The sequence below is a fragment of the Terriglobia bacterium genome (genome assembly GCA_020073205.1).
Taxonomy (GTDB): domain Bacteria; phylum Acidobacteriota; class Polarisedimenticolia; order Polarisedimenticolales; family JAIQFR01; genus JAIQFR01.
In genome coordinates, this window is record JAIQFR010000042.1 from 1 (window position 1) to 24727 (window position 24727).

Annotated in this window: 22 protein-coding genes, 1 tRNA gene and 1 pseudogene; 9 read left to right on the top strand and 15 right to left on the bottom strand. The window is 64.0% G+C overall.

Going from position 1 to position 24727, the window contains the following annotated elements:
- On the bottom strand, nucleotides 1-172 hold a 172-nt coding region (locus LAO51_10485), incomplete at its 3' end, for a hypothetical protein (GenBank protein MBZ5639164.1).
- Between LAO51_10485 and LAO51_10490 the strand changes: the two are divergent.
- Together LAO51_10490 and LAO51_10495 are read left to right on the top strand one after the other, a co-directional pair.
- Nucleotides 169-546, top strand: a pseudogene (locus LAO51_10490) (hypothetical protein). The gene LAO51_10485 and the pseudogene LAO51_10490 sit on opposite strands and share 4 nt — an antisense overlap.
- Before the next feature lie 140 nt (nucleotides 547-686).
- A tRNA-Leu gene (locus LAO51_10495) sits at nucleotides 687-773 on the top strand.
- A gap of 115 nt (nucleotides 774-888) precedes the next feature.
- On the opposite strand, the gene LAO51_10500 is transcribed toward LAO51_10495, so the two are convergent.
- The 10 genes from LAO51_10500 to LAO51_10545 all read right to left on the bottom strand — a co-directional run bounded on the left by LAO51_10500 (nucleotide 889) and on the right by LAO51_10545 (nucleotide 9264).
- Nucleotides 889-1992 carry a tyrosine-type recombinase/integrase gene (locus LAO51_10500; protein ID MBZ5639165.1) on the bottom strand — a complete coding sequence of 368 codons (1104 nt, stop codon included), beginning with the start codon at nucleotides 1990-1992 and terminating at the stop codon, nucleotides 889-891.
- Nucleotides 1993-2191: 199 nt separating this feature from the next.
- Nucleotides 2192-2392, bottom strand: coding sequence for a helix-turn-helix domain-containing protein (locus LAO51_10505; protein ID MBZ5639166.1), 201 nt, complete (start codon nucleotides 2390-2392; stop codon nucleotides 2192-2194).
- A 243-nt stretch (nucleotides 2393-2635) separates the two neighbouring features.
- Nucleotides 2636-3268: a hypothetical protein gene (locus LAO51_10510; GenBank protein ID MBZ5639167.1), complete on the bottom strand. Its 633-nt coding sequence runs from the start codon at nucleotides 3266-3268 to the stop codon at nucleotides 2636-2638.
- Nucleotides 3265-6012, bottom strand: a complete 2748-nt coding sequence (locus tag LAO51_10515) for a DUF3854 domain-containing protein (protein MBZ5639168.1) — start codon at nucleotides 6010-6012, stop codon at nucleotides 3265-3267. The genes LAO51_10510 and LAO51_10515 overlap by 4 nt, the downstream gene beginning before the upstream one ends.
- Entirely contained in the window at nucleotides 6009-6281 is a 273-nt protein-coding gene (locus tag LAO51_10520; protein MBZ5639169.1) for a hypothetical protein, read from the bottom strand. Before LAO51_10520 ends, LAO51_10515 begins: the two co-directional genes overlap by 4 nt.
- 95 nt (nucleotides 6282-6376) lie before the next feature.
- The gene (locus LAO51_10525; protein MBZ5639170.1) at nucleotides 6377-7753 is read right to left on the bottom strand and encodes a hypothetical protein; all 1377 of its coding nucleotides are present in this window, start codon (nucleotides 7751-7753) and stop codon (nucleotides 6377-6379) included.
- Between the two features lie 335 nt (nucleotides 7754-8088).
- On the bottom strand, nucleotides 8089-8571 hold the full coding sequence (locus LAO51_10530; GenBank protein ID MBZ5639171.1) for a hypothetical protein: 483 nt from the start codon (nucleotides 8569-8571) through the stop codon (nucleotides 8089-8091).
- Between the two features lie 9 nt (nucleotides 8572-8580).
- Nucleotides 8581-8811, bottom strand: a complete 231-nt coding sequence (locus LAO51_10535) for a hypothetical protein (protein ID MBZ5639172.1) — start codon at nucleotides 8809-8811, stop codon at nucleotides 8581-8583.
- Between the two features lie 9 nt (nucleotides 8812-8820).
- Nucleotides 8821-9033: a hypothetical protein gene (locus LAO51_10540; protein MBZ5639173.1), complete on the bottom strand. Its 213-nt coding sequence runs from the start codon at nucleotides 9031-9033 to the stop codon at nucleotides 8821-8823.
- A gap of 9 nt (nucleotides 9034-9042) precedes the next feature.
- A complete protein-coding gene (locus LAO51_10545) occupies nucleotides 9043-9264 on the bottom strand; it encodes a hypothetical protein (GenBank protein ID MBZ5639174.1) in 222 nt (73 codons plus the stop codon).
- A 184-nt stretch (nucleotides 9265-9448) separates the two neighbouring features.
- Here LAO51_10545 and LAO51_10550 point away from each other — a divergent pair, with 184 nt between their 5' ends.
- Genes LAO51_10550 through LAO51_10560 form a run of 3 tightly spaced genes read left to right on the top strand, consistent with a single transcriptional unit; the run spans nucleotide 9449 to nucleotide 13022 of the window.
- Nucleotides 9449-10801, top strand: coding sequence for a DNA modification methylase (locus tag LAO51_10550; protein ID MBZ5639175.1), 1353 nt, complete (start codon nucleotides 9449-9451; stop codon nucleotides 10799-10801).
- Nucleotides 10802-10822: 21 nt separating this feature from the next.
- The gene (locus LAO51_10555; GenBank protein ID MBZ5639176.1) at nucleotides 10823-11383 is read left to right on the top strand and encodes a DUF1804 family protein; all 561 of its coding nucleotides are present in this window, start codon (nucleotides 10823-10825) and stop codon (nucleotides 11381-11383) included.
- Between the two features lies 1 nt (nucleotide 11384).
- Nucleotides 11385-13022: a phage terminase large subunit family protein gene (locus LAO51_10560; GenBank protein ID MBZ5639177.1), complete on the top strand. Its 1638-nt coding sequence runs from the start codon at nucleotides 11385-11387 to the stop codon at nucleotides 13020-13022.
- A gap of 744 nt (nucleotides 13023-13766) precedes the next feature.
- Here LAO51_10560 and LAO51_10565 read toward each other — a convergent pair.
- The 4 genes from LAO51_10565 to LAO51_10580 all read right to left on the bottom strand — a co-directional run bounded on the left by LAO51_10565 (nucleotide 13767) and on the right by LAO51_10580 (nucleotide 16825).
- Entirely contained in the window at nucleotides 13767-14963 is a 1197-nt protein-coding gene (locus tag LAO51_10565; protein MBZ5639178.1) for an IS91 family transposase, read from the bottom strand.
- A 15-nt stretch (nucleotides 14964-14978) separates the two neighbouring features.
- On the bottom strand, nucleotides 14979-15818 hold the full coding sequence (locus LAO51_10570) for a site-specific integrase (GenBank protein ID MBZ5639179.1): 840 nt from the start codon (nucleotides 15816-15818) through the stop codon (nucleotides 14979-14981).
- 373 nt (nucleotides 15819-16191) lie between these two features.
- Nucleotides 16192-16458 carry a hypothetical protein gene (locus LAO51_10575; protein MBZ5639180.1) on the bottom strand — a complete coding sequence of 89 codons (267 nt, stop codon included), beginning with the start codon at nucleotides 16456-16458 and terminating at the stop codon, nucleotides 16192-16194.
- 94 nt (nucleotides 16459-16552) lie between these two features.
- Nucleotides 16553-16825: a DUF2934 domain-containing protein gene (locus LAO51_10580; GenBank protein ID MBZ5639181.1), complete on the bottom strand. Its 273-nt coding sequence runs from the start codon at nucleotides 16823-16825 to the stop codon at nucleotides 16553-16555.
- Nucleotides 16826-17377: 552 nt separating this feature from the next.
- On the opposite strand from LAO51_10580, the gene LAO51_10585 reads away from it, so the two are divergent.
- From LAO51_10585 to LAO51_10600, 4 genes are all read left to right on the top strand, one after another.
- Nucleotides 17378-17695 carry a hypothetical protein gene (locus LAO51_10585; GenBank protein ID MBZ5639182.1) on the top strand — a complete coding sequence of 106 codons (318 nt, stop codon included), beginning with the start codon at nucleotides 17378-17380 and terminating at the stop codon, nucleotides 17693-17695.
- A gap of 68 nt (nucleotides 17696-17763) precedes the next feature.
- Nucleotides 17764-19395 (top strand): restriction endonuclease, encoded by a 1632-nt coding sequence (locus LAO51_10590; protein MBZ5639183.1) that lies wholly within the window; start codon nucleotides 17764-17766, stop codon nucleotides 19393-19395.
- A gap of 1582 nt (nucleotides 19396-20977) precedes the next feature.
- Nucleotides 20978-23143 carry an IPT/TIG domain-containing protein gene (locus LAO51_10595; GenBank protein ID MBZ5639184.1) on the top strand — a complete coding sequence of 722 codons (2166 nt, stop codon included), beginning with the start codon at nucleotides 20978-20980 and terminating at the stop codon, nucleotides 23141-23143.
- On the top strand, nucleotides 23143-23970 hold the full coding sequence (locus LAO51_10600) for a hypothetical protein (GenBank protein ID MBZ5639185.1): 828 nt from the start codon (nucleotides 23143-23145) through the stop codon (nucleotides 23968-23970). The genes LAO51_10595 and LAO51_10600 overlap by 1 nt, the downstream gene beginning before the upstream one ends.
- The last annotated feature ends 757 nt before the right edge of the window (nucleotides 23971-24727 follow it).

Here is a 24727-nt window from a genome sequence, read left to right on the forward strand (position 1 = left end):
CCTTCAGAGCGCGCTCGTGAGCAGGGTTGCGGTAGGCGTGCAGGAGGCAGATCGCGACGGCCTCGACGTCGGCGTCCTTGAGCCGGGCGATGGCGGCGCGGGCGCTCGGCTCGTCCAGCGGCGTGAGCACGCTGCCGTCGGCCGTGATGCGCTCCCTGACCTCCAGCCTCAGAGGGCGACGCGGCGGCCGCGGCGGCGACCCACTCGGCGACGGACGATCTGGCGATCATGGACGAGGTGCCGCCTTATCTCTGGCGGGGGCCGCAGGCGTTCCGGGCCTGGAGCGCGGCTCTGGAAAGCGACTCCAAGAAGCGGGGCATCACCGACCAGGTGGTGAAGCTCCGCGGCGCGACCCGGATCGAGTCGAACGGCGACCAGGCGTACGTGATCGTGCCCGCGGTCTACGATTTCAAGGAAAATGGGGTGCCCAAGCGCGAGATCGCGCAGATGACGGTCGTGCTGAACAAGGGCGCCGGCGGCTGGCTGATCCACGGCTGGGTGTGGACGGGACCGAAGCCCCGGCCCGTCTCGCCCGCGAAGCGGTAGGACCGCTGCGGAATTCGAGCTCGAGCTCGAGCTCGGTCTGGCCGCGTCTGGAGTTCGATTTCCCGGTCGGAGGGTGAGGTGTGCCGTTCCTTTGGCGCATCTCCGCCATACCGCTCAACACACGATAGAATCCGCGACGAGCCGGAGTGGCGGAACTGGTAGACGCAGGGGACTTAAAATCCCCTTCCCGCAGGGGAGTCCGGGTTCGAGTCCCGGCTCCGGCACCACGAAAAAGCGCGAAAAGGCGGGAGATTTCGTGTCGAGGTGCGTGAGGACTCGCATGCGAGCAGGGCGCCGTTGGGCCAAATTGTGCTCGTTCTGTGCTCGTTCTTCACAGGGATCCTAACTGGGACGCGACATTGCGACGACGTTGGACGCGGGCACGGGTCGAGAGGCGCGGTACGCCTCCAGCTTCCGGAGCGCCTCTCGCTTGTCCGTGTCCGACGTGATGTTGTAGCGGTTGAAGATGCTGGCGGTTTTGTGGCCGGAGATCCGCTGCGCGACCGCCTGCGGGACGCCCGCACGGATCATGTCGCGGACTGCGGAGCGGCGAAGATCGTGGAAGAGGCGGCCCGGCACCTTCGCCGCAGTGCAGGCCGCTGCCCACACGCGCTTGAAGTCCTTCACCGGCCTGCCCTGGCGGTGGAAGACGACCGCAGAGAGCCCGGACGTGCCGTCGGGTAGGGAATATTCGCGAGCCGCCCACCGCCGCTCGATCACGTCCCGAAGCTCGCCGATCTCCAGCGGGAGGCAGCGTCCCTCGCCCGTCTTCGACGCTTCGGCGCGGAGTCGGACTTCTCCAGCGTCACGATCGACATCCTCCCACCGAAGGCTGAGGATCTCCCCGCGCCTCCAGCCGCTGCAGTACCCGAACCGCACGATGTCGTCGATGGTCTTCGGGAGGTGCGCGACGATGGTCTCGATCTCGTGCCGCTCGAAGAACCCGGTGCGCACGTTGTTCTCGCGAAGCGTCGGGAAGTATGGCAGGCGGAGGATCTTGCCTTCCTTCTGCGCGAGCCGGAAGGCTGCCCGGAGGTACTGAACGGATCGATTGCAGGTGGCAGGTGCCTTACCCTCCGCGAGTCGTGAGTTGATGAACGTCCGAAGCTGGTCGGTCGTTATGTCGACGGCCCGCATGAACCTAAAGTGATCCCGCACCGCCTTGAGCTTGGAGTCCATGCCGGGGGCCGACTTCGCACCCTTCTGCTTCAGATGCGCCGAGTAAGAGTCCAAGATCTCGTCCACGGTGACGCGTTCGGCTTGAGGGCCAATGAATCGGTCGCCGTAGATCTCCTTCAGACGGGCCTTGAGCCTCTTGCGCGCCTCGGCCTCGGACTTGGCTCCACGGCCATCGAGGCCTCCCGGCTCGCGGACCGGCTTGCCGCGGAAGTAGTACTGGATAAACCAGCGGTGACCGCGCTCGAAGACCCTACCGTCGCCTCTCATGGCGTCTTCCCGGGGGCTCCTGCCCCGCGTTGGAAACGAGGATGCGCTGTCGTGGTTGATCGAGCCGTGCAGGAATGCTGATAACCTCGGACCAGCCCACGATCAGCCCCCAACGCGTTGTGGGTCAGGTCCCGTCGGGTGCCGACACGCCCGGCGGGGCCGTTTTCCACAGGACAGTTACCTCCGATCCGCACCTTAATCAACGCCCTTGCCTCATCTGGTTCCAGCGCTCCAGCCCGCGTGCGGAAAAGACCAATCGCCTACCGACACGGACCGTGAAGGGCAGGCCATTGGCGTGGCGGTAGAGCCAGTCCTTGGAGACGCCGAGCCGTCGAGCCGCCTCGGCGACGTCGAGGTTTTCGTCGGGTCCGGTCGTTCTTCCTGAGCTGACCGGTGGCATCGCGAGGAGGCGTGCCGAGGCCGCCGCCATCCGCGTCGACAGCGCGACAAGGATCGCGGGGAGCCGCTCCGGCGGAGCCGCGGAGATCTCCCGATCCAACTCGTCGAGCGTCGAAGTTAGGTCGGTCATCGCGTCACCCGGTGCGACACGTCCGTGCACGGGATCCATGGGTTCGCCCACCTGGGCCGACGTACGGCGAGCAGCGCGGCGAGATCAGCAGGCTCGGTTTCCCGGCGCGCGGGGCTACCCACGGGTCGGCTCCACGGCGGTGATCCACTCCGCGACAAGGGTTGGATTCGCAGGCGGGTGGCAGACGCCGCAGACCAACGCGTCGGCGGTAGAACGCCATCGTTCGTGGCCACCGCAGGCACCGCAAACGTCGCGACCGGAAACGGGCTTGGCGGGGGCCCCCCGCTCTGCATCGTCGGCGCTGACGTCGAGGATCATGGCCCCGAACGCCAGCTTCATCTGAGCGATCTTCTTGATCTCGGAGGGGCGCTCCTCGTCGGGACAGGGCAGGTTGGTCAGATTGGTCAGTTCCCTGGCGGTATAGACCCTTCCCCGATGAACCCCGATGCGTACTAGGTGCTCCACCTGCTGAGCGCGGGGGACGAAGTAAAGAGAAACGTCGAGCCATGGGACCTGCACCTCGATGGCGAGGTTGGTCTTCTCGAACTCCGCAAGCGTCATGGCGAGGATGCGGGATTCCTCCGTGAGGGCTTCGAGAATCCCCGACTTGACGGCCGCGAGAGCAAGTCGATCCTGCGCTGTCAACACGTCGCGGGGTGCCTCGACGATGAGCTTGTCCCCCGAAACGCGAAGGCATGCGCCTCGTTTCCGGAGGTCCACGTACAGGCTGCCAGCCAGGGAGGTCATAGTTCGATGACCTCCCTGGGTGTTGCATCCTGTTCTATGGGACGTCTTTCTGTGTTTACAGGAATCTGCCCAATCTGCCCAGGCGATCCCTTCACGTCGGTTTCGGGCGCCGCGTCAACGCTTCCTGGTCGGGTTTCCTGGGCAGGTTTCTCGGGGTCCAGACCGGAATCTGCCCAGGAATCTGCCCAGGGAAACTGGCCGTCGGCGCCGGGATTGACTGCGTCTTGGGCAGATTGGGCAGGTTTTCCACCGATGAGAGAGGCGGCCCGTAGATGGAGGACGTGCCGCCTGGCACCCTCGAGGGACCGACGGATCGTGAGGGTGCCCCGCCCGGGTTCGGTCGAGACGAGGTAGCGGCGCTCGTCGAGGCGCTTGTGAAGGGTCTTGGCCGCGATGGAAAGCCCTTCGCCTCCCTCTCGGGCCATCCGCTGCGCCACGGCGTAGGACGCTTCCGGCTCGAGATAGAGATCTGCCTGCTCCAACCACCCCACGCGATCCCCTATGGGGCGCCAGTGGGCGTCGAGGGTGGCGTGCGTGTCGTCGCGCCTCCAGCCCCACGCTTCTGGGCTCGGCGGAGGCCCGCCCGACGGATTCGCCACATGGGCATGGCCGCTCGCAATGGCGGCCGACAGCAGTTCGAGATACCGCCCGGTGGGCTCGGCGGCCTCCAGGAATCGAGACTGAGCCTCGGCCACCTCACCCAGCGCCGCCCATGTCGTGTCCCACAGTCGGTCGCATTCCTCGCCGCTCAGCGCCTGCAGGTCCCGCGCGAAGGAGATGAAGTAGCGCATCCCCAAGGCCAGGTTCGCCACCGCGAAGGCGGTTCGCTTGTGCTGTGCGCCCTCGTACGCTCGATCGCGAAGCTCGCGGACCTCGTCGGGAAGACGCCGCTGCACGAGCTCGTATTGCGGCGCGAGCCACTTCAGGAACCCGGCCATCGCCTGGGCGTAAAGTCCGCGGCTGGCATCGCGCTGCGCCTCGGTCAACCTGGACCAGTTCACGTCGCCGGGAGAGACCTCGATGATGATTAAGCGGGCGCGGAGAGATTGACCTCGCGGGACGTCCTCTCCCGTGGACAGAATGAGTCCGCGGGGCGGCTTGGACGGCCTCAGCGTCGCGTCCGGGCGCATTCGCTGTCGGGCGCTGGCATTCGCCTGTGCCCTGAAAAGGCGCTCTGCCTCACGGTGCAGGCGTTGCAGGTCGGCCGTGGTTCCCTTCGGGACGAAATCGTCCACAACAAACAACGCGTCCTTCGCGGCGAACGCGAGGGCCTCCAAAGCATTGGCGGTGCTCGTCCAAGAGCCCGGGAGATTCTGAGCATCGAGGCCGGGACCAAAGTGCTGTTGCGCTAGCGCGGCCAACGCGGTCTTGCCCTCACCCGTCGGTCCGACAAGGTGCCCGCTGAGATCGCAACGTCCGAGGGGAGCGCGGTAGACCACGGCCAAGGTGGGAACGGACACCCGCGGAGGCGCAACATCGAGGATGCCGGCACTGCCGCGGATTGCAACGGTGAGCACGTCCAGGGGCGGCGGTTCCGGCAAAACGTATCGGCGGAGACTGTCGGCCAGGACCACTTCCATGTTCGGGATCGATCCATCTGGCCCGATGGCGCCGCCGGCGTGGAGGTAAACGAAACGGCCGTCGATGCTGCGCCAACCCAGGTGAGCGAACACGCGATGCATCTCGATGTCCTGAGAGAGCAGCTGTACAGCCACGCGGGAGTGGTCGCGAATCGAGGCACCAGGGAAGATCACCGCCGACGCGCCGAGGTGCTCCACAACCCATCCCATCGTCGAGAAGCTCGAGGCGGCGACGCCAAATCGATGCGAGCGATTCTTCAGGACCGCCTCGATCTCGAAGCTGCGTCGCGTCTCCACACCGTCGTCTTCGGTGATGTCCTTGGTGATCTTTGCCGTGAAGTTCGTCAGTGGGACCGGGATCGTGCCACCCTCCGCGGCCTTGAGGTAGATCAGGCCTGACGAGGTGGCCTCGTATGGGACGTACTCCTCCGGTGCTGCATCGACGGGCAAGGGGACGTGTTCTCCGGCCAGCGACGTAAGGTCGGCGACGGTGCGGCCTGCCGCCAAGAAGTCGTCGAGCCCTACCTTGATGCCCCCGTCGCCTGACGGGAGATGGACAACTCGGACGATCGCGCCCCGATTCTCAAGAAACGCCTTCAGCCGAAGCAGTGACCTGCGGACCTCGCTCTTCGATGTCACGTCGCTGTCGAAGACGATGTACACATGACGATCGTTGAGAGCGATGAATTCCCAATCAGCGAGTGCGGTTCGACCGCCCTGATCGTTGGTTCCTCGCCAGTTCCATACTCCGAGCAACGCGACACAGCACAGCCCACGCGACACCGCGGCGTCCGCCTTTCGCGCTCCCTCGGTCACGAAGAGTGGCATCCTCGGGTTGCCAAGTGCCGGACGGGACAGCGCCGGAACGTCAAGGACCATCGTGGAACCCTTGGGCGTCTCGTACTTGGTCACCCTTCCCTTCTTGCCTATCCGCGGCTGATCCGGCCGTATCTGATAGGTCGCGATTTCCCCCGAGACTCCGCGAATAGGGATCAAGAGGCTGGGGACAATTTGTTGAGGTTTCGTGAAACCAAGTCGCTGTAACTCGGCGCGGCTTGTGATGGACTGGTAACCGCGGGCGGCGGCAACCTCGGGGCTGATCGCCGAGGCTCGGATGAGATCGCCATGCTGCGGCAGGAGCGTGGACTTGGAATCGTCGCTCATCGGTGCGGCCCTTCAGGACCTCCACATGAACGATCCATCGTTCGCGCCGTCTCCCTCCGAGGCGATTGGAAACCACTCTTCATTCCGCCGGTTCCGGACTCTTCGATGGCTCGCAGCAGCTCCTCGATTTCTCCCGACCTCGGGGCCGCGTAGCCCCCGATGACCCGATGCAGCCGGGAGTAATCGAGACGTTTCGATCGCGCGACCTCGGCGAGCGATACGCCGGCGAGCGCCAGCTTCACGCGGACCACCTGCTTTATGGTGTTCATGTGCTCCTCGCTTCGGCGGAGAAGAAATCTCCGCCTACCTGTTGCGAGGGGGGTTTTTCCGGTCGGAGCGAGAGTCTGGATGGAGAATCTGAGTATCAGGCTCGCATGAAAGAATGGGTCTGATCGATCGATTTGCGGGCGAGGGTCCGAATCCGGGCCAGGCGACCGGGACCTGTTCCCGCGCGCCCGGATGACCGAGCGGCGGCTTCCTTCCTGGCGAATCCTTCCAGGCCTTCGAGGCAAACGCGGTACATGACGATGAAAGCGTCAAGGGACCTGATGGCTGCCCAACTTGTCGACCTGGACTTGTGGAACTTGAATCCCCGCGTCTTGTAGAGCTCGGGGTGTTGGCGCTTCAGCAGGTCTAGGTGTCGGCAAACGTCTTCGGGGTCCTGGAGCACCCGTTTGTAGTGGTCCTCGTATCGCCGGATCTCTTCAGAGGTGGGTTCACGGCCACTGGCTTTGATAGATCGAACTTCTCGGGCAACTGCCTCCTTCCTGGCTCGCTCGACTCCCATCTTCCACTCTTGCATCCCCTGCTCGCCTCTTCGCCGTAGGTTCTCGATTCGTCGAGACCCATCCACCATGGACTGCTCGTCCACGCGCCTTCGGAGTCGAAGGCGTTTGATCCCCTTGACCAGAACACGAATATCGACGTTCATGGCGTCCGCGATCACCAATCCTCCCGAGGACTGGAGACCACCCGCTCCTTCTGCGCGCAGTCGTGTCAGGACGGGGTCGACGTGCGCTGGCTCAGCATTGAGGGTGAATCGTGGAACCGCACGGTTGGTCAGGCGAACCGCTTGCCTCAGGATCGCCCTAGGAGCATAAACCTCTGAACGCTGGTCCGGTTTCATTCGTAGCCAAGCGGCGTTGAGCTGACGCAACTGCGTTAACCAGGCTGACGTCGGCAGGAACGCGGGCGCATAAGCTCTGCGATCCTTTGTTGGCAGCGTTGCGAGGCTCTCCAAGTACGGCCAGAAGAAGGACGGGATGTCGCTTTCAGCTCCCGACATGAGGCAATCCAGCATGAAATATTCGTTGCGATTCGGCAGGTTCACCGAATCATGCTCGAACCATCCTCGTCCGTCGAGGGGAAGCGGCGATGCTGGCAGGGGTCGTGCCTTCGGCCTTCTGCCACCTTGTCTTTCCTTAAAAGTACCGCTCCAGAGCCTCCTGTGATGGCTGTGGACGGTCAATTCGGGGGAGACGAGTTCGGCGGCGTCCAGACGCTCAGGACCACGAAGCTCGGCAGCGATTCCGATCTTGACCGACCTTCGGGAAGTCGACATCCCCGCCAGGTCCCGAAGTCTCAGGATCTCTCCTGCCGCGAATGATCCTGCGCGCACAATCTCGTCAGGAGTGAACGAATCCGGGTCACATCGCCAGCACGCCGCCTTCACGGAGACGAAGGTGCGTCTGCCACATTCAGGGCAGCGTGTCGATAAGTTCTTGCGCGAGCGCTTCGCCATCCGCCCTCCGACCGTCCGGTTGAAACAGCGTCGCTCCGTTGCCTTCCAGTGCCAGCCTTCCAGTGAAATGCACTCCACAACCGGGCTACCGGAAGAGATATCTTCGCACGCCTCCATTGACGTGTTCAATGCTCCCAAATAGTCTGGCCTCGAGGATGTCGATGCTCCCGCATCCCAATGCGATTCAAGAAGCGGTCGCTGAGTGTGGAGGTTGCGAGCTTGGATAGCGGCACGCCGGTTCTTAGCGAGTTTCCGCAGCCCGTAAGTTGGTCGCGGAACAAGAAACGACCCGCGAGCCTCTCGACCCGCGGGCCGTCGGGGGCGGAGGAGTGAAGCTACGCCCGAAGCTTCCGCGCCTCGGCGATCGCCGACTTGAACGCATCCTCGTCCTCGTTGGCGAACGCCGCCGCGACCTGTCGGATGAACCGGGTCGCGTTGCGGGGTCCCGCGGTCTTGTGGATCGCGCCGCTCTCGGCCGGCGTGAGCCGGAACGCGAACACCTTGGTTGCCTCCGGATCCTTCGGCGCCCTCTCCGCCTTCGGGGGCTTCGCCTTCTTTTCGGTCGTCTTCTTCTTCGCCATGACTTCAACCTCCGCGGGGTCGACCCGCTCTACGTCGCTCGTCGGAGCGATGATCATGCGGCCGGCGGGCGCGTCGAACGTGACGGCCCTCCCGGTCGCGGTTTCGAACCTGGCATGTCTGGCGTCGACCGGCTGGACCGTCGCGGATCCCTGGCCGACGCGGATCACCTCGTAGACCTTGTCGGTGAGGAGAATGAACTCGCCGATTTTGAGACGTCTGGGTGGCTTCCCGAACATGGTTCGCCCCTACCCTCCGCAGTTCAGTCGGGTGATGTCGCGATCGGCCTCGCGGTCGTCGCGGTAGACGATGCCGGTCCATTCGTGGGTTTTGGAGATCAACCTCCCGTCCGGCCCGTGGTCGCGCGTGATGAGAAGCTGGCCGACGCGACCGACGGGGTTGAGCGCCTTTGCGTAGAAGGTGATCCGCTTCCCGGTGGGCGTCGGAACGATCCCGGTTCTCGGCATGCCCCTGTCCATGTGCCTCTCCTAGACCTGCTCGATGATGAGATCGCGGCGGAGGTAGAACCGCTCCGGGTTCACGCACCGCGTGCAGCGGCAGTAGGCGAAGGGTCGCGAGTCAATTCTGATCTCGATCCCGTGGCCGTTGTGCGGGCTGTCCGGGTCGGCGCAGATGAGGGTCGATCGTTTGACCGCGTTCCCGTTCGCTCTTCTCGCCGTCGTCTTCTTCGTGGTGACCATCGATCCCTCCTACCAGACCTGGTCGAGCACGATGTCGTACCCGAGCACCCGCTCCCCGGCGAGCTCGTGGCCCTCGAGGTACTCACGGACGATCCGAAGGCGCTTCCCGTCGCCGGTCCGCTCGGCGATGACTCGCGTGTTGCGGACGCGGGTGAGCTCGATCGACCTGCCGGGCTTCAAGGCATCGATCTTCTCGTCCGTGGTGGCGGCCTTCTTTGTGGCGTCTCGCATTGTGGTTCCCTCCGTTCTCGTCACCATGAGTGCGCTCGGTGGCGCGACGATTCAAGGCAATTCCGCAATGTTCTGCAGGGTTATCCGAGGCGATCGTGGGGCGATCACACGGCCGCATGCAACGTGTGCTCCACCTGGCGTAGTTCCGCTCGCCGAGTGTCGGAATTGATAGCTGGAGGCAGACATGGACGTCGTAGAAGTCCGGACCCAAGAACTGGCGGGGATGGCCGCGCCTTACAACCCGCGGAAGATCTCCGACCACGACCTCGACGCGCTACGGCGCTCCTTGCGGTTCTTCGGAACGGTCGAGCCCATCGTGGTCAACCGGCGCTCTGGTCACATCGTTGGAGGCCACCAGCGAGTGAAGGCGGCCCAGGCGGAAGGCATCGAGGAACTACCGGTCTACTACGTGGACCTCGACGACCCGAGCGAGAGGCAGTTGAATCTGGCGCTCAACCGAATCCACGGTGAGTGGGACGAAGACCTTCTGGAACGCGTCTTGGCTGAGCTAAAGGCGAGTGGCGCGGACCTCGAACTCACCGGGTTCAGCGACGAGGAGATCGGGGCGCTCCTGGTGGGCACGGACGTCCCGCAGGAAGGTCTCACCGACCCCGACGCGATCCCGGAGCCGCCGGACGAGCCGATGACGCAGCGGGGAGACCTGATCGTCCTCGGCCAGCACCGGCTGCTTTGCGCCGATTGCGGCAACCCGATGAACGTCGAGATGTTGCTCGGGGACGAGCGGATCCACCTCGTGAATACCGATCCACCGTACAACGTGAAGGTCGAGCCTCGGTCGAACAACGCGATCGCGGCGGCCATCGCAGCCGGCCGCCACCAGAAGAACGACGCCAGGCCAGATCGCAAGGCGTCGGGTTTGACGCACCACCAGAGCTTCGACCTCGCGCGGGACAAGGTGAAGTCGAAACCCACCGGGCCGATCCGTCCCAGGGACCGCGAGTTGGTCAACGACTTCATCCCGCCCGAGGAGTTTGCGAAGAAGCTGCGGGACTGGTTCAAGAACATGGCGAACGCCCTGGAGCCCGGGCGGTCGTTCTACATCTGGGGCGGGTACGCGAACCTCCTGAACTACCCCGCAGCTTTCCTCGACGCCGGCCTCTACTTCAGCCAGGGGATCATCTGGGACAAGCAGTGGCCGGTGTTGACCCGGAAAGATTTCATGGGAGCCCACGAGTGGGCATTTTATGGATGGAAAGAAGGGGCCGCCCATTTCTTCAACCCGGAAATCACGAACGCGCAGGACATCTGGCGGGTGCGGAAGGTCGCCCCGCCGGCGATGATCCATCTCACGGAGAAGCCGGTCGAGCTGGCCGAACTCGCGATGACCTACTCCTCGAAGCGAGGCGAGCACGTGCTCGACCTGTTCGGAGGCTCCGGCTCGACGCTGATCGCGGCGGAGCGGCTCGGGCGTCGGGCGTTCCTGATGGAGATCGACCCAGCGTACTGCGACGTTATCGTCCAGCGTTGGCAAGCGTTCACGGGGAAGAACGCCGAGGGCTGGCGCGGGAACGCGTAGGCGCCCTCCGGGGAGAGAACCATGGCACGTCACTCGCTCAAGACGCGGGAGCAGGCCCGCGAGTACTACCTCACCGGGGAAGTCACCTCGATCGCCGAGATCGCGCGTCGCGTGAAAGCCAAGCCGCACACGATCGCGGCTTGGAGGCGCGAGGAGGACTGGGATGCGCTCCGAATCAAGATCGACCGACGCGCCGCAGAGCAGCTCGTGGAGCGCCTGGCCACCGAACGCGTCAACCTCAACGCGACGCATTTCAAGCTCTGGAACGCGGTCGTCGGGAGACTCTTTGGGTCGCTGACGAAGGACGGCCTGAAAGGCGAGGACATCCGCAATCTGGAGCGGGTCGCCGGGGTCTTAGAAAGAGCCCAGCGGGGACAGAGATTGGCGCGTGGCTTGTCCTTGGATGGTGAAACGGAGGAGCAAGTTCGAGCCGAGGCTGCCGCGGAGAGCCGTCACCTGGTGGACGTGTTTCTCGAGGTCGTGAAACGCGAGGTCCCGGATGAGAACGTTCGCGATCGCATCGCGCGCGCCATCCTCGATCTACTCCCGCGGGAAACCGAGGACGAAGAAAAAGCGGGATAGCATGGCGGACCGCAGGAAGCCCCACCGCATCGACGGGTACGTCCGCGCTCGGATGCTCGAACTGGCGCGGCCGGAAACCCGGGCCATTGCGGAGCCCCTGGCCTCCTGGGCGGCGCGCCGCATCCGACTGGACGGGAAGCCGTTCTCGTTCGAGGGACACGAGTATCTGCGGGCGCTTTACAACGACCCGTCGCCACACATCGCGCTCGCGAAGGCCAGCCAGGTCGGCGGGACCGTCTGGGCGATTCTGCGCAGCATCCACTCGTGCATCCTGGGCCTCAACGTGATGTATCTTTTTCCGACGAGAACGGACGTTCTGGACTTCTCCCGGTCGCGCGTCGCCCCGCTTCTGGCCGACAACCCGTTCCTCTCGAAGCTCATGTCGGACACGGACAGCGTGGGGCTCAAGAAGATTGGCAACGCGCACCTCTACCTGCGGGGGATGCAGAGCGAGGTGGGGTTGAAGAGCGTGCCGGCGGACGTGCTGGTCCTCGATGAGCTGGACGAGGCGACGCCCGAGGCCAAAGCGATAGCGAAAGAACGCCTCGGCCACTCCGACTACAAACGCATCATCGAGTTGAGCAATCCGAGCCTTCCCGATTTCGGGATCGATGAGGTCTTCCAGCGGTCGGACCAGAGACACTGGACCATCCGATGCGGCACGTGCGGAGAGTGGACGGCTCTCAGCTTGGCGTTCCCGAAGAAACTCGGAGAGGACGTACGGATCATCCGATCCCGCCAGGATGGGAGCTTCTATCGTGCCTGCCCGAAATGCGGTGGCGAGCTTGACCTCGCGGCCGGCGAGTGGGTCGCAGCCTACCCCGATCGCCCCATCCACGGGTACAGGATCTCGCAACTCGACTCGTCCAAGGTGGACCCTGGGGAAATCCTGGCGGAGTACAAGAAGACGAGGTTTCCCGAACGGTTTTACAACTTGAAGATCGGCATCGCCTGGGCGGACGTCCAGAACCGGCTCGATGCTGCCGCCGTCCTGGCCTGCTGTGGCGAAGCCGGGCTGCTCGAGCGATCGGACACGGAATGCACGATGGGGGTGGACACCGGCGACCTGTTGCACGTCGTCGTCTCCCGCTTTGTCGAGAGCGCGGAGAATCTCCGGGAGGTGGTCTGGATCGGGACGGTCCAGGACTACCCCCAGCTCGACGACCTCATGAAGCGCTTCCGCATCCGGAAGTGCGTGATCGACGCGCTACCGGACATCCACGCCACGAGGGCGTTCGCGAAACGGCACTCGGGGAAGGTCTGGCTCAACTACTTCCAGGAGACCCAGCGGGGTGCCTACCGGTGGGACAACGAGCAGCGCATCGTCTACGAGAACCGCACCGAAGCCCTCGACGCGAGCCGCCAGGCGATCCGGGATCACAAGGTCGTGCTGCCGCGGGCCGGCCCGATCCTGCAGGAGTTCGCGGAGCACCTCGCGGCGGACGTAAAGCGGCTCCACGAGGACGAGGAGACGGGCGCCCGGGCATTTCGGTACGTCAAGACCGCGACCAACCACTTCTCCCTGGCGTTCACCTACGACTGCATCGCGTGGTCGAGGGACACGTCATGGGGGCCGCGCATCGCCCTGCCTTGGCAGGCCGAGCGGCGGTGGGACGAGGCCTTGGACGTGAGGTGGTGAACCCCGAAGGTGAACCACCCGGGCCCCTCCGCAGGGTGCGTTTATCGCGGGGTCGGACCCTTCCAGGGTGCACTTATGGTGGGGAAGAGGCCTTCCCGCGTGCATTTATCGATCGGAATCGGCGCGGCGAGTGCGTTTATGGGACAGATTTCGGGGCTTCGGTGCGGCCAGGCCCCGATCGTGCCGGTGGATCTACGGGAGCTAACCGCACTGAGATCAATACGTTAGGTCCAGTGGTCTCACTCCCACCCACCCCGCTAAGCCCTCTTTTCGGGCCGAAACCTGCCCCTGGAATGCCGGTGGCGCGTCCGGGAACCCCCCGGATGGCCCTAGAATGCCGCTGCGGTTGGCGAGGGTGTGCCGCATGTCCGGCTCTCAGAAGAGTTCTTTCCGCATTGCCCGGGCGGCGCTCTCCTCGACGACGATCCCGATCGCCTGAAGTCCGCCGCCCTTGCTCGGGCAGTGCGGAAAGAAGCTCAGAGGACGAAACCGCTCGACCGGCTGCCTATGGGGATTGAGTCGCCGGGTACGAGGGGGAGCGCTGGCGACGTGCGGAACGGCCGGTCATCTGCCGCTTGCCTGAGCCGAGGGTGTGCCGCATGTCCCCCTTGTGACGTGTCCCGACATGCGGCTTTTGATCGGTCCCGCATGCCCCCAGCGTGCCGACGTCGGACCTCGGCAGTCGCCTCCCACGCTCGCGTGCGAGCCGCGACCCTGGGAACGAGAGTGCGAGCACGTCGGCGCTCATGAGGTGTCGTGCCTCACCCGCCAGGCGTCGATCGTCTCCTCGTCGCCCGGCGCGAAGACGAGCACGCAGACCATCCTGCCACGCCGGCACTCCGGACACTGCCGAGGGTCGTCCGTCAGCGCCATGGCGTGCGTCACGGTGGGCGCGTCCGCGCTGGTGGCGCTCTCCGCGATCGACGCGCGGCAACGGTCGAGCTTCTCTCGCCGGCAGCGATTCCCGAGGAACCCGTAGTGGCGGATCCTCACGTAGCCGGTGGGCAGGAGATGCAGGAGGAACCGGCGCAGGAACTGCACGGCGCTCAGCGTCATGAGCCGCTTCTTGCCGTGGTGCCGGTAGTCCTTCCAGACGAACGTCACGCGGCCGTCGCGCAGGGACCGAAGGCGTCCGTTCGCGATGGCGACGCGATGCGCGTACCGAGCGAGGTAGTGCAGCACCTGGGCGGGCCCGCCGAACGGGGGTTTCGCATAGACATTCCACTCGCACCGGTACAGCGGAGCGAGGTAGTCGCGGAAGGCTCGTCGCTCCCGCAGCGGCTCCAGCCGGCCGTGGAAACCGAGCGTCCCGTGCTCGAAGGCATCCCGGAGGTGATGGAGGAACTTCCCGCGGAAGAGTCGACCGAGGACGCGCACCGACAGGAAGAACCTCGGCTGGCACGCGACCCAGCCCGCCTGGTCGGGTGACAGCCCGCCACCGGGAACGAGACAGTGGACGTGGGGATGGTGCTCAAGCGTCTGACCCCACGTGTGCAGAACGGAGAAGAAGCCGATCTCGGCGCCGAGGTGCGTCGGGTCGGCCGCGATCTCCAGGAGCGTCTCGGCGGATGCACGGAACAGGAGGTTGTAGACGACGCGCTTGTTTTGGAGGGCGATGTCGCCGAGCTCGTGGGGAATCGTGAAGACCACGTGGAAGTACTCGACCGGCAGAACGTCTTCCTGTCGCGCCGCCAGCCACCGGGCGCTGGCCAGCTCGTGGCACTTGGGGCAGTGCCTGTTGCGACAGGAGTTGTAGGCGATTCTCTCGTGGCCACACGCGTCGCAGCGCTCGACGTGTCCGCCCCGGGCTGCGGTGCGGCACGAAGCGATATCGTCGAGCACGCGTCGTTCGGCGAACGCGAGGTGACCTCCGCGATAGGCGGTGAAGTCATCTCGGTGGGCTCGAACGACGTCGGCCAGTTCCAGCCGTCGCCGAGCCACGAGCGGAGGCCGGTGTCAGCTTTGCGGTGTCGAAGCGTCGAGCGGGCTCTGAACGGCGTGCAGCTCCTTGGTCGAGACGTGGGTGTACCTCGCCGTGGTCTGGAGGCTCGCGTGGCCCATGAGGAGCTGGATGGTGCGAAGATTCGCGCCACCGTCGAGCAGGTGCGTCGCGAAGGCGTGCCGAAGCGAGTGGACGGTGAGCTTGTGCGGGATCCCGGCCGCGACACGCGCGCGCTTACACGCGTACATCACGACCCGCGGGCTGATATGTTGGCCGTAGCGGCCGGGGAACAGCCACAGTGGCGACCGCACGACCGTCCAGTACACCCGCAGCATCTCGAGCAGCGTCTTCGAGAGGGGCACCATGCGGTCCTTGCTGTTCTTCCCCTGGCGGACGTGGATCAGCATCCGCGCGGAGTCGAGGTCTTCGATCTTCAACGCGACGACCTCCGACACGCGCAGCCCTGCGGCGTAGCAGGTCATCAGGGCCGCCCGATGCTTGATGTTGGTGACGCACTGGAGGAACCGGAGGACCTCCTCCCGGGTCGGGATCCAGGGAAGATGGAGCTCCTTCCGAGGGTAGGGGATCTGCTCGACGCTCCACGGCCGCCCGAGCGTGACCTTGTAGAAGAAACGGAGCGCAGAAACGTAGTGCGCCAGAGTACCGTAGGAGACCTTCATCTCGATGCTCAGGTACACCAGGAACTCCCGCACGTGACCGAGGTCGAGGTCCGCCGGTGACTTACCGAAATGCTGGGCGAACCGGGCGACGTGCTGGATGTAGTTGTACTGGGTCTGCGGCGAGAAGCGTCGCAGCGTCATGTCCTCGACCATCCTCTGGCGCAGGGGTGTCATGGGCCATCCTCCGTGCTCTCGCCCCAGGGGGTATCTCCCCGAGGGGGAAAAGCCTTAGAATGGCGCTCTGCTGGGAGGAGGGGAAGGGGCTCGGAAAGCCGGTAACCCGCTGAACCTACGCGAGATCCTTACGACGACCGCTCCGCATCAGCGACCTCTACCGCGAAGCGGTTTCGTTCTTCTGATCGTGAGGCGCCATGCGGCGACTGATCGGTTTGTGAATGCTGGCTATTGTGAAAAGCTTGCCCAGAGCGAGTTTCCATTGTGGGTGCACCGACGAAACAGATGCACCCACAATGGAACGATTCAACTGATGTGGCGTGATAACGTCACAATGACGTCTGCGTCAACTCTCTGGTCCCACGCCGAGGTCCTACAGTCCGAATCCCGTGACGACGCAGTTGTGTGCTCCCGCACAGGCGGCAAGGCACGAGTTGCAGTAGGTCCTCCCGTTGTCACAGGTGACCCCGATGCAAACGTACGGGCAGATTCCGCACTTCGCCATCGCGGGCGTCGACGTCGTGGCCACCAAAGCCACCGTCCCGACGAGCACAGCGGACACGGCGAGCATGATCATGCAGACAGCGAGCATCTTCTTCATCGGATTCCCCTCCACGTGAAAGAAGTAGACGATGATCATACACCCATCGGGAGCTTTGCAAGTCCATACGCTCCCTGGCCTACGATCGGCTCCTTCTCGGAGGAATCCGCCGTGAGCGAATCTCGTCGCCTCGTCAGCGGAGCTTCACAAGGTTCGCGTCGATCTCGGCCTCGGCCGCGATCCAGTCCTGCTCCGCGCTGCCACCACGGAACCCGCGGTGTTCCGCCTTGAGATAGGCCGCCTCCGCGATCAGCTTGCGACGTTGATCCTGCGAGATGCTCTTGCGCGACGCGATCGTTTCAGGGACACTCGCGAGCTTCGTTCCCCTATCTCTCGTGGCCCAGGGCGCGTTGATCCTCGCGGGTGGGAAGGGTTCCTTCGTGCGGTTGTTGTTGTCCGACTTCATTATCAGCACCTCCGTTGGATTGACTTGTCGCGCTGGTTTGCGCGCAATCGCTGGCCGCAAGGTACTCCAACGACTCGGAGCCTGCCATGGGTCAGCGCCCCCCGATCGGGAAGTGCCGTGGCGGCGCCGCCCTGTTCGCCGCATGACCGTGCCGAGTCTCTGTTCGGTTGGGGAAAGTAGCGCCTTACGAACGGGTGTGATCCGGTGTCGCCCGGCTCGCAGGCCGCGGGCCCGGTAGGCTCTGCGCTTGCAGGATCCGTCGCCGCCACTCCGCGGCTTCCTCACCATCGATCATCCCGACCCGTTCCCACAGCGCGAGCAGGCCCTGGAGATCCCGAAGGCCATCAGGGCGGATGCCCGCGAAGATCCGTTTCATGCAGTCGATGTCCATCGACGGAACCATAGCGCAATTGCGCGAATTGACAAGGCGACCACGGTTGCGGAGCGTCACGACCTGCGGCTGGCTGTCCGCGAGCCTGACGATTCAGCTACAGCGCCATACGGGGTGGCTCTGTGTTACCATCACCGCCCTTCTCACAGGGGGGACCCACCGTGCCTCAGCGTCACCGCAACCCGTTGACAACACACGTCCGAATCATCCGCCAGTCCCTCACCGCGATCGACCGATCGCTCGGGCGGCTCGTGGCGCTGACGAACGGCTCCGGCTCGGCCGCGTCCGCGGAGCCCGCGACGACGAAGCGGAAGCTGAAGCTATCGCCCGAGCGGCGCGCCGCCCTCAAGCTCCAGGGCCAGTACATGGGATACCTGCGGAGCCTCAAGCCCAAGCAGAATGCGCAGGTCAAGGCGCTGCGCGTGAAGAGGGGATTCCGCGCCGCGATTGCGATGGCGGAGAGGCTGGGGAAAAGCTAGGTCACTGAGCGCTCTTCCCAGGCCGCGTCACGATGGGTATCCTTTGTCACCGCGGCGGAGGGCCTTCCATGCCAGACAACTGGAAGAACAAACTCTACTTCGGCGACAACCTCGGGGCCCTGCGGGACGAGATCTCCGACGAGTCCGTGGATCTCGTCTACCTGGACCCGCCGTTCAACAGTAATGCGTCCTACAACGTGCTGTACAAGGAGCCCACGGGCGAGGGATCGAATGCCCAGATCGAGGCCTTCGACGACACGTGGCACTGGGGTCCGCAAACGGCCGAGATTTACGACAAGACCCGGGAGGCGGGCGGGAAGCTCGGGGATCTCATCGAGGCCATGCTGAGATTCCTGGGCAAGAACGACATGATGGCGTATCTCGCCATGATGGCCCCTAGGCTTAAGGAACTGCACCGTGTGCTTAAACCGACGGGGAGCCTGTATCTCCACTGCGATCCGACCGCGAGTCATTACCTGAAACTCGTGATGGACGCGATCTTTGGACCGAGGGAGTTCCAGAACGAGATCGCGTGGAAGCGCTTCTCCGCGAAGAACGATCCGACCCGCTACGGGCGGAGCCACGACGTGCTTCTCTACTACGTCAAGGGTCATCCTTCGACGTGGAATCCCGAATATGGGCCCTTTGAGGAGGACTACGTCGAGCAGAACTACCGGTACATTGAGAAGGACACCGGCCGGCGTTACCGATTGAGCGATCTCACCGCCCACAAACCAGGCGGTGACGTGGACTACGAGTGGCACGGTATGCGGCCGTATAAGGGTCGGCACTGGGCCTTCTCCCGCCAGAACCTGGAGAAGTTCTTGGTCGACGGCCGCATTGTTTTCCGAAGGACGGGAATGCCCGTCTACAAGAGATACCTGGACGAGATGCCAGGTGTTCCCTTGCAAGACATTTGGACTGACGTGCGCCTTCATGCGGGTTCCAAGGAGCGACTCGGCTACGCGACCCAGAAGCCGGAAAGTCTTCTCGAACGGATTATCAACGCCAGCAGCAACATCGGTGACCTGATTCTCGACCCGTTCTGTGGGTGCGGGACGACGATCGCTGTTGCTGAGCGGCTGCACAGGAAGTGGATAGGGATCGACATCACGCACCTCGCGATCAATCTAGTGATCCGCCGGCTCAAGGACACGTTCGGCAAGGACCTCTCCGAGTTTCAGGTGATCGGGGATCCGACCGACCTGGCGGGTGCTCGGGATCTCGCCTCGAAGAACCGCCATCAGTTCGAGTGGTGGGCTCTGAGTCTCGTCAGCGCCCACCCAGCCCAGGACAAGAAGAAAGGAGCGGACAGGGGGATCGACGGCGTGATCTTCTTCAAGGACGACAAGAGCCAAGAGCACAAGAAGATCGTAGTGCAGGTTAAGAGCGGGCACGTCACGGCCCCACAGATCCGCGATCTCAAGGGGGTCGTCGAACGCGAGAAGGCCGTCATCGGTTTATTCATTACGCTCGAGAAGCCGACGCGGGACATGATCAAGGAGGCGGCGGACGCGGAGTTCTACGTGCCGAAGGCCGAGGCGTACGGCCACCAGAAGTTTCCGAAGATCCAGATCCTGACGGTCGAAGAGATGCTTGAGGGCAAGCAGGTCAAGTACCCGCCCCAGGCCGTGCAGGCGACTTTCGCGACGGCGGAGCGAAAGCTCAAGGCGAAGCCGGAGCCCAAGAAACTGCTGTGACTCCCCGCCCGCCGACGGTGTCGAGCGAGATCTCTCCTCGTGCCGAGAAGCCGGACCGCGACGATCGGCTGCTTTTCTTTTCTTCGTGGCACCGGCGTTGCCGTAGTAGCTCCTCCCCGGAGCACTGCTTTTCCCACCCATCCTCCGCCTTCGCGTCCTTCCCGGTCTGCCACGGCTCGTCCGCGTCGCCCTCCTTCAGCGCCGTGACGTGGTCGACGCGTAGCCGGGGCAGTGGCGGGTGCACCAGCAAGCGGACAATCCCCATCCCTTTCCTTGCCATGCTGGCCACGCTCGGGTACTCTCGCCGCGCTAAGGCCCCTTGACGCTAGGGACGGAGAGGCGTAGACCCGTACGCGCACGGGGGTCTCCGGAACGGTCCGAAGAGGTTCTATCCCGGTAGGGACGTCGGCGGTCCGTCCCAGGAGTCCCGCGGTGCGGCGGAAGATTTCCGAGATGGAGGTACTGCCATGAAATGGGTCGTCCGTCCTCAGGCAAACGAACAGAAGAACAGGATTTGCCCCTTGGCGCACACGATGTGCGCCCTCTGTTCCGAAGATCCCAGGTTCTGCGACGGCGGTGGCCCGATCGAGGCTTAGGGCTCCGTACCGTCTTCGCTGAGTCAAACCCGGCGGCCGCTGACCGGGGAGCGCGTCCGCCGGGAGCGATTCTCCTGATGACCGGGCGACCCCACGCCCGGGGTCAACGCGTTCCTACCCCGACTTGAGCGAAAGCCCGAAAGGTGATTCGAACGCGAGGGCGTTGCACGCTCCCTGATCGATTGCTATGCCTTCGGCCCGTCGATCCAGAGCCGCGGATCCTCGTGGAATGCGCCCAACGCGGCGATGCAACCCCGCCACTCCGGAGCTTCTGTCGCCGACACCCAGCCGGCCTGTCTCCAGCGCCGCGAGGAGGCGGAGGGCGTCGGGTAGCTCGTCCGGCTCGAGGTTCCAGACGAGGTCGTCAATGCGCGTGGCGGCCATGGGGACAGTCTAAGGTCGGATTGACGATCGAGGACGGAGTTGGGTTGCGGGCCAGGAACGCCTGGCCGCGGGGCGTGGCCCGGTGTCAGCTGTACGGAGGCCCCTTCCCCCTCGAGCGCGACCGGCGTATGCTCCCGGGCAGCGAGCTAGGTGCCGGGGGAGTCGCTGAAGAACGCCTTCGAGATCAGGGGTAAGCCTTGGCATGGAGACTGAGAAGCGCACGTCCCGCCCAAGACAGGCCGTCTAGTGCAGGCGTCGGTCGAAGAAGAGAGATGGGGATGATCGAACCCGATGCAGAAGACAAGCTTGGCTACTTCGCGGTGGCGTTTCTCGACGTTCTAGGCCAGAAAGAACGCATTCGAGAGTTGAGGGATCGTCCACAACGCCGCCGTGTTCGAACTGGCGGTTCGTGTCCTCGTGGACACGGTTGGATAAGGTCGCTCATCACGTAGTCAGACACGCCGCGCCCCTCCTATCGGTGGGGGACGTTTCTTTCGGAGCGTTGCGAGCACGCAACCGGAATCCTGTCGATCATCTGGCCTCGCGGTGCGCAAGCGGTATAGTGGTCGAGGTAAACCGTTTCTTCCAGCGCGGAGGTCGCGATGTCAATTTCAACATCATCACTTCGAGTTACTGGTTTCGCTATTGCCTGCCTGCGAAGCCTCGGGTTTTCCGCGCTGGTTCTGGCCTGCTGTTCGCACGCTTACGCCTCGAGCGAGACACCGCTGCCGCCGCCGGAGGTGAGTACGCTTACCGTCAACAAAGACGTCCCGAACGGTGCTGTAGTCCTGAACTGGACGGACGGGACTTCGTCATTTGCAGTGGAACGGAGCGAGAATGCTAATTTTCTCGCGCCCACGAACCTCGTCTACGTCACAAGAAGCGCGTTCGGTGGCCCCATCTCAGACGCAGTTCTGAACGACGGGAAGACCTACTTCTACCTGGTGTCGGACGCCTATTCCCGGACCGAGGTTTACTCGGTGGCCGCCGCGTCAGCGACCGCGTACGAAGGCCAAACGCTCACGATCGACGGCGTTGGCTTCGCGTCGAATTGCGCGGATGATACTGTATTTTTCGACGGTGGCGTCGAGGGGGCTATCACTTCGTGCAGCGAGACGCAGATCGTCGCGGCGATCCCGACGCCGGCAATCTCGGGGCGCATTGTCGTGAGCACGCCGAACGGCACGTCCAAAGCTCGACGGCAGAACTACGCGATCGGCCTGGCGTCCAACCCCGCCAGGCAAGATCTGGCGCACCTTGCCGTGGATTCCAACCACAATGTGTTCCTCTGCGACCAGGGCATGAACGATCGAATCTGGAAGCTGACCTACGGAACTGGCATGCTCACGCAGTGCGGTTCCGGGATCGGGGACCCGGTCGGGCTACCGAGGAATGAGTTCGGCACATTCAACGCTTCAACGCACAACACGTCTTCTCTCAGCGTGGGAAACGTCCGCGAGCTTGACCCTGCGACCTGCAACCTGACGTCGTGGGGGCCGTCCGGTACCGCGACGTCTGATCCAGTGGACCCGCGGGCGCTCGCGTATGACAAGAGTGGCGCAAACAACGGGTGGACCTTCGTCTTGGATCACACTGGCGATCGCATCAGACGGCGCGGGAATCTCACCGGCATGGACACCATGTGGTTGACCGGACTTGGTCTTGGTGACAATACGGCCGCGGCTTCGAACCCGGCCGGATTCACCTTCAACACCGCGGGCGAGTTCTTCTTCACGGCGCAAAGCACGATCAAGCACTACAGCGCTGCTCGGTCGCTGATCCAGACCTTCACTTCGGCCATGGGGCTCGATCACCCAGCGCAAATCGAGACGGATTCAAACAGCGACCTCTGGGTGGCAAACCGCGATGGTAACAACGTCATCAAGATTCGGACGACGCCGGCGACGCCGAGATCTCGCGTGAAGGTCACGGGCATCACGTCTCCTCGTGGGCTCGCGCTCGACACGGACCCCACGACGAATGACGGCTGGCTGTATGTTGGGGATCAGACGAACGTGTATCGATTCCGGGTCTACGACTCCATCCGGCTCGACGTGAAGGTCCTGAATGAAGCTCTTGGCCCCGGAGACACGCAGGACAGCGTGCGAGCCGAGATTCAAGGTCAGATCGAGCAGGCGAAGGCGGTTTTCAGTCAGTGCGGGATCGATATCGTCCTTGAGAACATCTCGTTCATCAGCGATCCGAACGCCAGGGGCGGCGTCGTTCGAACGCAGACCACAAGGACCGGGTTGGGCTGCTCGGTCTTGATGCAGGACGAACAGCAGATTCTGCTAGCCTCGCGTGCGAGCGATACGCGGGTGCTCAACGTCTACTACGTGAAGTACTTCGAAGAACCTGACGCTCCCGGTTCTGGGACGCTGCGACCTGCGTGGCGGGCCGGCGCGGCGTACACCAATGACTGCTATGCGGGGATGGACGCGGAAACGCTCGGTGGCGTGATCGCCACGCGCTTCAGCCGGCCGTTTGTTGGAACGCAGGTCCGCAAGGTGACAGGTCGAACGATTCTCGCCCACGAGATCAGTCATTTCGTGATGGACCAGTACGTTCAGCCTGGTTTTACGGACGAACATCGCGGTGGTGGCGAGGATCCGTCGGGAAACCCCGCGCAGTGCGTGGGGCTATCGGATGAGCGGTATCTCATGTATGGCACCGCGTGTGGTGGCATTCGGTTGACGAAGGGCGCGGGAAGCGAATGCGAGAACATGCGGACCAACACGGACGAGGGTCGATTCGTGGAGTTGTTCTGATGCGCTTCACGGGCGTCTTGTTGCTGCTCCTCGCATCGGCATGTTCGGCGTCCGCCCCCGCGGACTGCAACGCGCTGAATTCGGAACAGAGGGCAGCGCTCAAGGCATGGGTCGGCGGCGTGTACGCCGGAGGTGGCGGAATCGATGGCGAGAGCGTGGAGAGCCAGCGAAAGAAGATCGTGGGGTACGGGTCGGAGATCCTGCCGTGCCTCCTTGCGCTGTATCGACAGGGGCCTGCGGCCGTCGGCATGTGGGAACGGAATGAAGCGGCCCCAGCGAACGCGCATTGGGCGCTCCATCTGATCCAGGCCATCGACCGCGACAGAGCCGTTGGACTCTACCGCGAATGGCGAGCGGAGCCCGGGACGGACGACATGACGCGGACTGAGATCGACGTTTCGCTCGGACGGCTTGGGGATCACGACGCCCTAGGTGACTTGGCGAGATTTCTTGAAGCGGCGCCCATCGTGGGTGCCGATCCGCGTCGCCTGAGGAATGCGCGCGAAGATGCGGTCGTGGTCGTTGCGGAGCAGAACTACACGCGGGCTTTGGCGGGCCTGAAACGAGTTGCGGCGCAGGAGAACCCTCCGTCGAACTTCTGGAGTTTAACGGTGCCGGTATACGTCGCGCAGCTCTCCGAGGACGTGCCCGCGCTTGCTCGATACGCCCGCGACCCGACCTGTGCGATACCAGCACTTGAGGCATTGAAACGAATCGGGCGAAACGATCTGCTCCGTTCGTTAGCCGCAGACATGGATTATCGGTTCCAAGGGGCGGCGAAGGCACTTCTCGAGCAACAGTCAGGCACCGGGAAGTCGGAGAGATAGAAGCGCTGGAGCCTGCCCGGGTGGTTCTTGGTTCACCACGGCCGATCACTACAGCGTTGCCGAGCCGGAACGGTTTTTGGCGCCCATCTGGCGCACGGTCAAGAACCGGAAGAAGGCCATGAGCCTGATTAAGTGACGGCTCGGCGACGAGAAGGCTCAAGCACGTCGTCGCTTCTCGCGGCCGGACTGTCTGGGTGGCGATGATGAAGCCTCACGGGGCGGTTCGTTCGAACACCTGTGGGACGCGTGCGGCGTAGCCGGCACCTGCCTGCTTTGTCGCGGCACCGGCAAGCGACCCGGCCCCGCGTAAGCCCGCCATTTCAGCGGGCCAGGCCCCGTACCTTTCCGCGCATTTCCTCGTCCGATGGGTGGGTGTAGACGGTCGTCAGCGGGCTGACGTGTCGGGCGGTGCGCCGGTCAAAACCGGCGAGGTGCAGCGAATGCAAGAGTCGTACGGCGAAGGGGTAGCGACCCACGCCGGCCCCGAACCATGCGCCGTCGCTTGTGAGGGCGGGGGTGAAGCGTTGGCCAGGGGTACGTACAGGTCGGGTATTGAGCCGCGAAATATGTGGAACTTCGGGGTGCCGACGCCGTCGCTAGGAGCGGAAGGCCACGTCCGGCGTGTCGCTTTCACGAGATACGCCGGGACCCCGCGCGGTCTGAGACCCCGCGCATGTACGGAAACACCTCGCACGGGAACCGGGAGATCCCGCGTCCGCCTGCGACGATGGGCGTCGTAGGCCGCATCGGGAAGTCC